Source organism: Variovorax sp. V35, from assembly GCF_041154465.1.
Taxonomy (GTDB): Bacteria; Pseudomonadota; Gammaproteobacteria; order Burkholderiales; family Burkholderiaceae_C; genus Variovorax; species Variovorax boronicumulans.
The window spans coordinates 6440244-6452591 of sequence record NZ_AP028666.1; the positions used below are offsets into that span (position 1 = coordinate 6440244).

10 protein-coding genes are annotated in these 12348 nt (G+C 70.6%); 5 read left to right on the forward strand and 5 right to left on the reverse strand.

The features are described 5' to 3' along the window. Positions 1–33: 33 nt before the first annotated feature. Positions 34–1206, forward strand: a complete 1173-nt coding sequence (locus tag ACAM42_RS29650; RefSeq protein WP_369630288.1) for a DUF3108 domain-containing protein — start codon at positions 34–36, stop codon at positions 1204–1206. A gap of 109 nt (positions 1207–1315) precedes the next feature. Next, on the forward strand, positions 1316–1597 hold the full coding sequence (locus tag ACAM42_RS29655) for a DUF3567 domain-containing protein (protein WP_062478455.1): 282 nt from the start codon (positions 1316–1318) through the stop codon (positions 1595–1597). Positions 1598–1666: 69 nt separating this feature from the next. Here the strand turns inward: ACAM42_RS29655 and ACAM42_RS29660 are convergent, their stop codons facing one another. Beyond that, positions 1667–2722: an AbrB family transcriptional regulator gene (locus ACAM42_RS29660; protein WP_369630289.1), complete on the reverse strand. Its 1056-nt coding sequence runs from the start codon at positions 2720–2722 to the stop codon at positions 1667–1669. A 64-nt stretch (positions 2723–2786) separates the two neighbouring features. On the opposite strand from ACAM42_RS29660, the gene ACAM42_RS29665 reads away from it, so the two are divergent. After that, a complete protein-coding gene (locus ACAM42_RS29665; RefSeq protein WP_369630290.1) occupies positions 2787–3605 on the forward strand; it encodes a ChaN family lipoprotein in 819 nt (272 codons plus the stop codon). Here ACAM42_RS29665 and ACAM42_RS29670 read toward each other — a convergent pair. Further along, positions 3589–4923 carry an aminotransferase class III-fold pyridoxal phosphate-dependent enzyme gene (locus ACAM42_RS29670; protein ID WP_369630291.1) on the reverse strand — a complete coding sequence of 445 codons (1335 nt, stop codon included), beginning with the start codon at positions 4921–4923 and terminating at the stop codon, positions 3589–3591. The two genes, ACAM42_RS29665 and ACAM42_RS29670, sit on opposite strands and share 17 nt — an antisense overlap. A gap of 70 nt (positions 4924–4993) precedes the next feature. Between ACAM42_RS29670 and purU the strand changes: the two genes are divergently transcribed. Together purU and ACAM42_RS29680 are read left to right on the forward strand one after the other, a co-directional pair. Then, entirely contained in the window at positions 4994–5851 is an 858-nt protein-coding gene (purU, locus tag ACAM42_RS29675) for a formyltetrahydrofolate deformylase (RefSeq protein WP_062478396.1), read from the forward strand. Between the two features lie 22 nt (positions 5852–5873). Continuing rightward, a complete protein-coding gene (locus ACAM42_RS29680) occupies positions 5874–7121 on the forward strand; it encodes a serine protease (protein ID WP_369630292.1) in 1248 nt (415 codons plus the stop codon). A gap of 31 nt (positions 7122–7152) precedes the next feature. On the opposite strand, the gene ACAM42_RS29685 is transcribed toward ACAM42_RS29680, so the two are convergent. The 3 genes from ACAM42_RS29685 to ACAM42_RS29695 all read right to left on the reverse strand — a co-directional run bounded on the left by ACAM42_RS29685 (position 7153) and on the right by ACAM42_RS29695 (position 12337). Then, entirely contained in the window at positions 7153–7527 is a 375-nt protein-coding gene (locus ACAM42_RS29685; RefSeq protein ID WP_159279682.1) for a YXWGXW repeat-containing protein, read from the reverse strand. A gap of 112 nt (positions 7528–7639) precedes the next feature. Beyond that, the gene (locus tag ACAM42_RS29690; protein WP_369630293.1) at positions 7640–8974 is read right to left on the reverse strand and encodes a GDSL-type esterase/lipase family protein; all 1335 of its coding nucleotides are present in this window, start codon (positions 8972–8974) and stop codon (positions 7640–7642) included. A gap of 66 nt (positions 8975–9040) precedes the next feature. Next, the gene (locus ACAM42_RS29695; RefSeq protein WP_369630294.1) at positions 9041–12337 is read right to left on the reverse strand and encodes a carboxyl transferase domain-containing protein; all 3297 of its coding nucleotides are present in this window, start codon (positions 12335–12337) and stop codon (positions 9041–9043) included. Positions 12338–12348: the final 11 nt, after the last annotated feature.

Below are 12348 nucleotides of genomic sequence, written 5' to 3' on the forward strand. Positions count from 1 at the left end.
GAACCTCGGCGCCGCAACCCACTCCACACACCCATGTCGACGCACGTCGCGCCCCCACCGCTGTCCCTGGGCCTGCCCGGGCGCCCGTCCTGGCGCGCGCTCGCGGGGCTGACGCTGGCGGTGGCGCTGGCGCACCTGCTGCTGCTCGGGCTGGCACCGATGGCCATCGGGCCGGAGCCCTCGCCGCTGGCCAGCAAGTTCATCACGCGCACGATCGTGATCGCGCCGCCCGCAGCGGAAGCCCCCGCGGCACCGGCCGCCGCGCCGGTCGCGGCCAAGCCGCCGCCTCCGGCCAAGCCCCGGCGTCCGCGCGAGGCCTCGGTGCCCCGCCCCAAGCCGGCCCCGGCCCCCGTGCCGGACGCACCGGCCCAGACGCCGCCCCCCGAAACGCCCGACCAGACCGCGCAGGCCGCTACAGATTCAGGAGCAACCGCCCCCGAAGCGCCGGCCAGCGCCCCGGCCGCCGCCACCGGCAACGCGCCCGGTGGCACGCAGGGCGGCACGACCACGGCCGGCAGCGGCGCCTCGGGCACCATCGCCGGCACCCAGGCGCTGCGGATTCCGGGCTCGGTCACGCTCGATTTCGAGGCCACGGGCCAGAAAGGCGCCTCGCCACAGCGCGGCGTGTTCGGCGAACTGGTCTGGCTGCAGGACGGTAGCCGCTACGACGGGCGGCTCACGCTCAAGGCGGTGTTCTTCACCCTGCTGAACTGGCACAGCACCGGCAAGATCGGCCCCTCCGGCCTGGAGCCCGAGCGCTATTCGGAAAGCCGCAAGGCCGAGGTCGCCTCGCATTTCGCGCGCGACCAGGGGCAGATCATCTTCAGCAACAACGCGCCGTCGGTGCCCCTGCAGCCCGGCGCGCAGGACCGCATGAGCGTCATGATGCAGCTGGGCGGCCTGCTGGCGGCCAGCCCGACGCGGTACCCGGCCGGCACCCGGATCTCGGTGCAGACGGTGGGCGTGCGCGACGGCGACGTGTGGGTCTTCGAGGTCGGCGACGAGGAGCAGCTGAGCCTGCCGGCCGGCGAATTCACCACGCGCAAGCTCACCCGCACGCCGCGCAAGGATTTCGACCGGAAACTGGAGCTCTGGCTGGCGCCGCGCTATGGCTACCTGCCCGTGCGCATCCGCCAGACCGAGGCAAACGGCGACTTTGCTGACGCCCAATTGCGCAAACCCCTACCCGAAGCGCCCGCCAATTGAGGCAAAAAGGCTCACATATCAACGGCGCGAGGACAACTGTTCTTGAAACTGGCGCGTTGATTGCTATCTAACCCCCATGAACGCCATCGACATCCTCACAGGGCCCGCCATGAACATGCTTTACGACTCCGAGTCCTTCGTCGTCGTGCACGTGCAGCCGAACGACGGCGACGAGCCCAGCACGACGCCCAACGGCCCCGTGCTGGAACGCCACGGCTTCGAGATCGTGGACAAGCGATCGGGCAAAGAGGTGTACCTCGACGGCTCCTGGGCCGAACTGTTCCAGCAGCAGATCGCCGCCTGGCAGCTCAACACGCCCACGCAGGAAGAGGTCGAGGACACGCTCGAGGGCTACGCCGAGCTGGCGCACACACCGGTGCTGGTGCACTGAGCAGCCTGCCCCGCCCGAACGAAAAAAGCGCCCCGCGGGGCGCTTTTTCTTTGGCGGTGTACTGCGCCGTCAGCGCTCGGTCCAGCGGTACATCGGCCCCACGACCAGCAGCACCGCCACCAGCCGGCACACCTGGAAGGCCGTGACCACCGGCACGCCCAGCTGCAGCACCTTGGCCGTGATCGACATCTCGGCGATGCCGCCGGGCGAGGTGCCCAGGATCATCGTGGCCGGGTGCAGCCCGGTCGCCCCGGCCAGCAGCCAGGCCGCGCCGGCGCACAGCACCAGCATGCCGACCGTGCCCAGCGCCACCGAGCCGAGCCAGCGCGGCGCCGTGTGCAAAAACTCGCGGCTGAAGCGCACGCCCAGGCTCACGGCAATCACCAGCTGCGCGGTGTTCGACAGCCAGGTCGGCACCGCCGACAGCGACTGCCCCGCAACCGTGAAGCCCATCGCCACCAGCAGCGGCCCTATGAACCAGGGGTTGGTGCGGCCCAGCGCCCGCATCACGAGCCCGCCCACGCCGGTGGCCAGCGCCAGCAAGGCCAGCCCGGCCGGGTTCACCTCGCGCACGCCGGGCGGGTTGATTTCCAGGCCGTGCAGCCCGCTCCACTGCATCGCGAACGGGATCGTCACCGTCACCACCATCAGCCGCAGGCTGTGTGCGGCGGCCACCAGGTCGGTGCGCGCGCCGGCCGATTCGGCCAGCAGCGTCATCTCCGAAGCGCCGCCGATGGCGCCTGCGAAGTAAGTCGTGGCTCTCATGGATTTCGCCGGCACATGCGGCATGCGCGCCGCATGCACGCGGTGCAGCCAGCGGCCGAAACCCCAACCCAGCAGCAGCGCCCAGCCGATGGCCAGCAGGATCGCCCACCACACGCCGGCCACCAGCGTCACCACCTGCGGCGTGAAATACAGGCCCAGCGCGGTGCCGATGACCCACTGCCCCAGGTTGCGCAGCGGCGTGTGGCTCGCGGTCAGCTGGCCCGCGATCGAGGCCAGCGACACCGCGAACAGCGGGCCGATCATCCAGGGCAGCGGGGTGTGCAGCGCGACACAGGCGAGTGCGGCGGCCAGCGCCAGCAGCAGCGTGGCCAGCACGCGAAGGGGAAAACGAAAGGACACGGGCAGAGAAAGCAGCGGAAAAGGACGACAGCCCGGTGCGGGGCGCCGGGCATAGTATGGCGGGATGCCTCCTCGTCCTTCCCGTGCTTCCCGGTTCCTCGCGCCCCTGGTCGCCGCCGCCCTGCTCGCCGGCTGCGCCGCGCTGTCCGCCGAGGCGCCGGTCGCGCGCCGCGTGGCGGCTCTGCTGCCGGCCGATGCCCTGCTGCTCGGCGAGCAGCACGACGCCCCCGAACACCACGCGCTCGAGCGAGAGACCGTGCAGGCCTTGGCCGAGCGCGGCCAGCTCGCCGCGCTGGCGCTCGAGATGGCCGAGGAAGGCCGCAGCAGCGCCCGCCTGCTCGCCACTGCGACCGACGCGCAGGTGCAGGCCGCCCTCGGCTGGAACGACAAGGCCTGGCCCTGGACGCGCTACGGCCCCACGGTGATGACGGCCGTGCGCGCCGGTGTGCCGGTGGTCGGCGCCAACCTGCCGCGTGCGCGCATGAAGGACGCGATGGCCGACGTCTCGCTCGACGTGCAGCTCAACGGCGAGGCCTACGCCGCGCAGCAGGAGGCCGTGCGCGAGGGCCACTGCAAGCTGCTGCCCGAATCGCAGATCGGCCCCATGACCCGCATCCAGGTCGGGCGCGACCGCGCCATGGCGCAGGCGCTGGTGAAGGCCCGGCAGCCGGGCAAGACGGTGGTGTTGATCGCCGGCGCGGGCCACGTCACCAAGGTGCTGGGCGTGCCGCAGCACCTGCCGACCGACGTGTCGGTGAAGACGGTCCACCTGCAGGCCGGCGGCCCGGCCGAGGACGACACCGACGCCTACGACGCCACCTGGCGCACGCCGGCGCTGCCGCCGGTGGACTACTGCGCGGGCGTGCTCAGGCGAACTTCCTGATCGAATCCGCCAGCGTGTTGACCAGCGTGTCGATGTGCTGCTTCTCGACGATGTAGGGCGGCGCGATCACCAGCACATCGCCCGCGGGCCGCACCAGCGCGCCCTTGTGGAAGCAGTCGAGGAACACCTCGTAGGCGCGCTTGCCCGGCGACCCGGCGATGGGCGCGAGCTCCACGGCCGCCGCCAGGCCCAGGCTGCGGATGCCCACCACGTTCGGCAGGCCCTTGAAGGTGCTGTGGAAGGCATCGCCCAGCACCTTGCCCATTTCGCCGGCGCGCGCGAACAGGTTTTCTTCCTTGAACAGGTCGAGCGTGGCAATGGCGGCGGCGCAGGCCACCGGGTGGCCCGAGTAGGTGTAGCCGTGGAAGAACTCGACCACGTGCTCGGGCGCGTCGGTCTTCATCATCGCGTCATAGAGCTTGTCGCGGCAGATCACGCCGCCCAGCGGAATCACGCCGTTGGTCACGCACTTGGCGAAGTTCAGCATGTCGGGCACCACGCCGAAATAGTCCGACGCGAAGTTGGTACCCATGCGCCCGAAGCCGGTGATGACCTCGTCGAAGATCAGCAGGATGCCGTGCTTGTCGCAGATCTCGCGCAGGCGCTTCAGGTAGCCCTGGGGCGGCAGGTACCAGCCGGCCGAACCGGCCACCGGCTCCACGATGATCGCGGCCACGTTGCTCGGGTCGTGCAGCGGCAGGATGCGGGTTTCGAGTTCGACCAGCGGGTCTTCGGTCCACACCGGCTCCTGGTTGTGGATGTAGGCGTGGTTCGCCGGATCGTGGATGAAGCGCATGTGGTCCACGCGCGGCAGGAAGGCCGAGCCGAACACCTTGCGGTTGCCCGGGATGCCGCCCACCGACATGCCGCCGAAGCCCACGCCGTGGTAGCCCTTCTCGCGGCCGATGAACACGTTGCGGTGGCCTTCGCCGCGCGCGCGGTGGTAGGCCAGCGCCACCTTCATCGAGGTGTCGGCGGCCTCGGAGCCCGAGTTGCAGAACAGCACCTTGTTCAGGTCGCCCGGGGCCAGCGCGGCGATCATTTCGGCCGCCTTGAAGGCCTTGTCGTTGCTGACCTGGAAGGCGGTGGCGTAGTCCAGCGTGTCCAGCTGCTTCTTGATCGCCTCGTTGATCGGCTTGCGGTTGTGGCCCGCGCCCACGCACCACAGCGACGAAATGCCGTCGACCACCTTCTTTCCGTCGTGCGTGGTGAACGTCATGCCGTCGGCCGCCACGAACACCCGCGGGTCCTTCTTGAAATGGCGGTTGGGCGTGAAGGGCAACCACTGGTTGTCCGTGTTGAAGTCCTGGAAGGCCATGTCTCGCTCCTGCGGTTATGTGGGGAGGGAAAATCGCGATTCTGGCACCCCTGCCACAATCCTGCCCCTGATGACGACCACTACGCCTGCCTACATCCTGAACCTCTCCTGTCCCGACCGGACGGGCATCGTGCACGCCGTGTCGGGCTTCCTGCTCGAGCGCGGCGCCAACATCGAAGAGGCCGCCCAATACAACGACCACGGCACCGGCCTGTTCTTCATGCGCGTGCGCTTCGCCTGCGGCGACCACAGCGAAGCCGTGCTGCGCGAGGAGCTGAAGGCCTTCGCCACCGGTTTCGGCATGAGCCTGCAGCTGCACGCCGCCGCCGACCCGATGAAGACCGTGATCCTGGTCAGCAAGGAAGGCCACTGCCTGAACGACCTGCTGTTCCGCTGGAAGAGCGGCCTGCTGTCGATCGACGTGCGCGCCATCATCTCGAACCACCGCGACTTCTACCAGCTGGCTGCCAGCTACAACGTGCCCTTCCACCACATCCCGGTGACGGCCGCGACCAAGGCGCAGGCCGAGGCGAAGCAGCTGGAGATCATCGAGGCCGAAGGCGCCGAACTCGTGGTGCTCGCGCGCTACATGCAGATTTTGAGCAACGACCTGTGCAAGAGCCTGGCCGGCCGCGCGATCAACATCCACCACTCGTTCCTGCCCAGCTTCAAGGGCGCCAAGCCCTACTACCAGGCGCACGACCGCGGCGTGAAGCTGATCGGCGCCACCGCCCACTACGTGACGGCCGACCTCGACGAAGGCCCGATCATCGAGCAGGACGTGGCCCGCGCCGACCACACCGACACGGTCGAAGACCTCACGGCCCGTGGCCGCGACACCGAAAGCCAGGTGCTGGCCCGCGCCGTGAAGTGGCACAGCGAGCACCGCGTGCTGCTGAACGGCCACCGCACGGTCGTGTTCCGCTAACCCACTCCATCGCCGCTCCCAGATGCGCCTGCAGCTCCCGCTTTTCGCCCTTGCTGCCGCTCTGGCAGCGCCCGCCACTTTTGCCCAGGACGCCCGCGCCGGCAGTGCCCCGCTGGCGCCCGACGCGCTGTTCGCGCGCGTCTCGCCCAGCGTCTGGGTGGTGCAGGCCAGCGACGCCCAGGGCAAGGTCCTGGCCACCGGCAGCGCGGTCGCCACCGGCCCGGGCACGGCCGTCACCAGCTGCAAGCTGCTGGCCAAGGCCAGCGCCGTGGCGCTGCGCCGCGACAACGTGAGCTACGGCGCCGTGCTGGAGCACCCGGACGTCGAACGCGACCTGTGCCAGCTGCGCATCGCGAACCTCGTGTCGCCGACGCTGGGCGTCGTGCCCGCGGGAGCGTTGCAGGTCGGGATGCCGCTGTACGTCATCGGATCGCCGCGCGGGCGCGAACTCACGCTCGGCATCTCCATGCTCGGCGGCGTGCGCCGCAACGCCGCGGGCGCGCTCGAGTCGCTGCAACTGGCCACGCCGACCGAGGCGGGCCTGGCCGGTGCCGGCCTGTTCGATGCGCAGGGCCGCTTGGTGGGACTGGTCGCCGGATCGGCCCCGGCCACCCTCGCCATGCCGGCCGCGTGGATCGCGGAACTGCCGACGCGCGGCCAGCGGGCCATCGAGCGCCTCGCCGCGCAGCCCGCGCCGGCCAGCGTGTCGCTGCAGCGCCCGAGCCTCGTGGAGTACCAGCTGCACGACCGGCTCACCAACACCTACCGCAAGGTGATCTACCGCGCAGACACGGCCACCACCAGTGACGACCGCCTCAGCTTCAACAACGGGGGCTGGATCGAGAAGCCGGGCGGCGAGGTGATCGGCGTCACGACGGCCGTGGCCGGCGAGTTCGACAGCGTCATGCCGCCGCGCGGCTGGGCCCGGCCGACCCTGGAACAGGACGCCGCCTGGGCCACGGAATACGACGCCACCATGGGCGGCACGCGCATCAAGATGGACCTGCGCGCCCACGTGGTGGACGACGCCGCGATGCTGCCGGTCAACGGCCGCGAGATGAAGGTAGTGAAGATCGACTACCGCGGCCACACCCAGCGCTTCGCGAACGCGGGCGCCTGGAGTGGCAACCAGTACGGGACCTACCGCGCCAGCGTGTGGTTCTCGCCGGAGCTGGGCCGCGTCGTCCGCTTCGAAGTGCAGACGCGCGGCGGTGCGAGCGGCGGCGCGTTCCAGGTCAGCGAAGTGCTCGAGTTGGTGAGCATCCGCTAGCCCCGGGCGCGCGCCGCGCGCTCTCTATCGATCAATTGCGGTACGGGTTGTCCGGACGCCGATCCTGGCGGTTCGGCACGCCGTCGCCGTCGCGGTCCCAGCGGCCGCGGTTGTATTCCCAGCGGCCATTGTTCTCGCGCCATTCCGGCGCGCGGTAGGCATAGCCCGGGCGTGCGCGCACGTACATGCCGCGCACCCACACATGGCGACCGCCACGCCACTCATAGTGGCCCGGCGACCACACATAGCCGCGACGCGGCGGCGGCATGCGCTCGTAGCGCGGCGGGGGCGGCGGCCCCTGGATGGTGATCACCGCCTGCGCCTGCGCGGCCGTGGGAACGGCCAGGGCGCCCACCGACAGCAGCGAAGCGGCACCGATGGAAAGAGCGACTGCGAGTGTTTTCATGAGAAAGCCCCATGGTTGTTGGAGGAGCCTTCATGCTGCCGGGACCGTGTGAAGCGCCTGTAAGCGCTGCGCGAAATCTTGTGTAGAGCTGTTTCGCTGCCGCAGACGCGCTTTATTCCTGCAATTCGCGCAGGTCGATGGCCGCGGCCATGGCCGCGTGGCCGGCGCGGTTGGGATGCAGGTGATCGCCGCTGTCGAATGTCGGATTCAGCTGACGCGGCGCGGCTGGGTCGCGCAGCACCGCATCGAAGTCGATCACGCCGTCCACGTCCTGGCGGCTGCGCACCCAGCGGTTCACGGCCTCGCGCATGGCCTCGTTGGCGTCAGTGCCGTAGATCGTGTTGCCGAAGGGCGGCACGGTGCCCAGCAGCACCTTCACGCCCTTGGCGCGCGCCTGCTTGACGAGCTGCCCCAGGCCCTCGGTGACACGCTCGGCCGTGGGCACGTCGTGCGGCGGCACCTTCAGGCCGGGGATGCCCGCGAAGATGGCGCGGCCGATGTCGTTGGTGCCCAGCAGCACGATGACGTGCGTCACGCCGCTCTGGCCCAGCGCGTCGCGCGCAAAGCGCGACAGGCCGTCGGGGCCGATGCCGTTCACCAGCAGCCGGTTGCCGCCGATGCCTGCGTTGATCACCGACACCGCGTGCGCGGCCTGTGGGCTGTCACGCAACCGCGTGGCGAGCATGTCGGGGTACGAACCGTCGCCCGACTCGCCACCGCCCGCGGTGATCGAATCGCCGAACGCAACGACAGTGCGCACGGGTCGGGTGGTGAGCACGTCGAGCCCGGTCACGATGTGGCTCATCGGCAGCGCCACCGCCTTCGACAGCCGGGGCGCCGAGACGGCGTTGCCTTGCGCCAGCCAGCCCGTGTCGCTGGACAGCAGGTACATCGTGGCGAACGGTGTCGCGCGGTCGAGAAAAAGACTCACGGCCACGGCCTGGCCCGCCGCAACGTTCAGCGCCACGCCGTCGCTCCATGCTTCCGCGCCCGGCGCCACGGTGACGGTGGCGCGGCCGCCGAAACGCAGCGTGCGCAACGAGGCCGGCGAGATGGCGTCGCCGCCCGTGCCCAGTGCCACGGTGGCCGCGGCGATGCGCAGCGGCGTCTTGCCGAAGCGGTTCGACACCCGCACGCGGATGCGCTCGCCGTCGATCGTCGGGCGCATCATCTGGCGCAAGGTCTGGCCGCGGAACACATGGTCGCCCGGCCCGCCGATGGCGGCCGTGGCGGGGTTCGCGTCCAGCTCGGCGAAGTCGAGCACCGCCACGGCCCAGCTCGCCACCCAGCGCGCTTCGGCCGGCTGGCGTGCCGCCTGCTCGACCTTCTCCGCCCACACCGCCTGCACGCCCACGAGCAGCACCGCAAGGCCGAGAACGGCCATCCAGTGTGCAGGGGAAAAGGCAGCGTCGCGCAGACGGACGCGCCAGCGGGCAGGAAGCTTCATGCGTGCAAAAGCGGCCCAGTGTACGGAGCCGCCTTGCCCGCGCAGGTGACGAGGTCTAAGCCTGCGTTACCAAGTGTCGACGTAGGCCGAGACCGCCTCGGCCGGCCGCGTGGCCGAGGCCAGGCCGCGCACCAGCCAGGTGCGCGTGTCGGCCGGGTCGATCACCGCATCGATCTCCAGCGTCTGCGCCATGTGGATCGCTTCGCCGTTCGCGTACTGCTGCGCCACCAGCTGCTTGAACAGCGCGTCGCGCTCGGCGCCCTCGGGCACGGCCGCGAGCTCCTTGCGAAAGCCCAGCCGCACCGCGCCTTCGAGGCCCATCGCACCGAACTCGCCGGTGGGCCAAGCCACGGTGAACACGGGCGCGTCGAAGCCGCCCGCGGTCATGGCCTGCGCGCCCAGGCCGTAGCCCTTGCGCAGCACCACTGCGAAGAAAGGCACGCGCAAGTGCGAGGCCACCATGAACATGCGGCACACGTGGCGCACCTGCGCCTGCGCCTCGACCTCGGGCCCGACCATGAAGCCGGGCGTGTCGCACAACGACACGATCGGTAACCCGTGGGCATTGCACAGTTGCATGAAGCGTGCGGATTTGTCGGCCGCCTCCACGTCGATCGCGCCGCCCAGGTGGTGCGGGTTGTTCGCCATCAGGCCCACCGGCTTGCCCTCGATGCGCGCGAGCGCCGTGACGATGCCCGCGCCGAAGCCCGCGCGCAGTTCGAGCAACGAGCCGGTGTCGGCCACGCCGCGCATGGCGGCGCGCACGTCGTACACGCGCAGCCGGTTCTCGGGCACCACGTGGCGCAGCGTGCGCGGATCGGCGCACTGCCAGTCGCTCACCGGGCCCTGGAAGTACGACAGGTACTGCTTGGCCGCTGCGACTGCTGCCGCCTCGTCTTCCACCAGGATGTCGATCACGCCGTTGCGCGACTGCACGCTGCTCGGCCCGATCTGCTCGGGCGCGAAGGTGCCCAGGCCGCCGCCTTCGATCATCGCGGGGCCGCTCATGCCGATGTTGCTGCCCTTGGTGGCGATGATCACGTCGGCGCAGCCCAGCAGCGCCGCGTTGCCCGCGAAGCAGCGCCCGTGCACGATGCCGACCACCGGCACCTTGCCCGACAGCACCGCGAACTGGCTGAAAGTGTGGTTATTCAGGCCCGCGACGATCGGCATGTCGGTGTCGCCCGGCCGCCCGCCCCCGCCCTCGGCGAACAGCACCACCGGCAGCTTGAGCTGGTGCGCCACCGCGAGCAGCCGGTCGGTCTTGTGGTGGTTGCGCATGCCCTGCGTGCCGGCCAGCACGGTGTAGTCGTACGCGAGCACGGCGCAGCGCGATTTCTCGGGGCCGAACTGCTTCGCGTTGACGCTGCCCAGCCCGGTCACCATGCCGTCGGCCGGCGTGTTGGCGATGAGGTCTTCGAGCGTGCGGCGGCGCGTCTGCGCGGCGATGGCGAGCGCGCCGTACTCGATGAAGTTGCCCGGGTCGCCGGCCATGTCGCACAGGTCGGCGATGTTCTCGCGCGCGGTGCGACCGCCCTGCGCATGCCGCTTGTCGACGGCCGCCTTGCGGTTCGCGTCGAGCGTGGGCGCATGGCGGTCGATGACCTTCTGCAGGTCGGGGCGGATCACGTCGAGATCGTGCGCGACGCGTTCCTGCGCCTCGACGCCCTGCGCATCGACGGCCTCCAGCCGCACCAGCGACTGGCCTTCGACGAGGTAGTCGCCCGGCACGGCCAGCAGCGCCAGCACGCGGCCGGCCACGGGCGCGTGCAGCAGGTGCTCCATCTTCATGGCCTCGAGCACGCCGAGTTGCGCGCCGGCGGGCAGCACGTCGCCCACCGCGACCTCGAACTGCACCAGCTTCGCGGGCATCGGCGCCTTGACGGTGAGGCCGTCGTCGTCGGCCTCGTCCTGCACCGGCGCGCTCGCGGCGGCGGGCGCGGTGACCTTCTTCGTGTGCTTTTCAAATGCCTTCGCGTCGGCGAGCAGATCACCCAGGTGCGCTTCCACGAAGCGTGTGTGCACCGCCTGCGTCGCGAACTCGGGCCGCGCGGCAATGGCGCACAGCAGCGGCAGGTTGGTGGCGATGCCGTCGATGTGGCATTCGTCGAGCGCGCGCAGCGAGCGGCGCAGCGCGTCCGCGAAACGCGACGACGGTGAATGCACGATGAGCTTGGCCAGCAGCGTGTCGTAGTGCGGCGAAGGCGCCAGGCCCGCGTAGCCGTGCGTGTCGACGCGCACGCCGGGGCCGGCGGGCAGGTCGAAGCGCGCGAGCGTGCCGCCTGCGGGGCGCGCGTTGCCTTGCGCATCGAGCGTCTCGGCGTTGATGCGCCACTGCACCGCGAAGCCGCGCTGCAGCGCCGTGCGGCCGGCCTCCACGCCGAGCGCGTCCAGCGTGTCGCCCGAAGCGACGGCGATCTGCAGCTGCACGAGGTCCAGCCCCGTCACGGCTTCGGTCACCGTGTGCTCGACCTGCAGGCGCGGGTTCGCTTCGATGAAGACGAAAGGCAAAATGGTCGACGCGGCATCGACCAGGAATTCGAAGGTGCCGAGGCCGCGATAGCCCACGGCCTTGGCCATGCGCAGCGCGGCCTGCGTGACCTGTGCGCGCAGCGGCTCGGGCAGCGAGGGGCTGGGCGCGATTTCGACCAGCTTCTGGAAGCGGCGCTGCAGCGTGCACTCGCGCTCGCCGAGGCTGGCCACGGCGTGGCCGTCGCCGAGCACCTGCACCTCGATGTGCCGCGCGTTGCGCATCAGGCGCTCGACGTACACGCCCTCGATGCCGAACGCCGCCTTGGCCTCGGACATGCAGCGCGCATGCGCCTCGGGCAGCTCGTCAGCCGTGAGCACGGCGCGCATGCCGCGCCCGCCGCCGCCGCCGATGGCCTTGACCATCACGCCCGCGCCCTGCGCATGCTGCTCGGCGAAGAAGGCCTGCGCCTGCGCGAGCGTCACCGCGCCGGCGCTGCCGGGCATCACGGGCACGTCGCACTGCGCGGCCAGTTCGCGGGCGCGGGCCTTGTCGCCGAACAGGCCCAGTTGCTCGGGCGTCGGGCCGATGAAGACAGGGCCCGCGTCGGCGCAGGCCTGTGCGAAGTCGGCGCGCTCGCTGAGGAAGCCGTAGCCGGGATGCACCGCATCGCAGCCTTGCGCCTTCGCCACCGCGATCAACGCGGCCACGTCGAGGTAGGCCGAAGGGCCGGTCGCGTCGAGCGCCACCGCCACATCGGCCAGCTGCACATGCAGCGCAGCGGCATCGTCGCGCGCGTGCACCGCCACGCTGGCGATGCCCAGGTCGCGCAGCGCGCGCACCAGGCGCACGGCGATCTCGCCGCGGTTGGCAATCAGAACTTTGGAAAACACGCGAAGAAGCC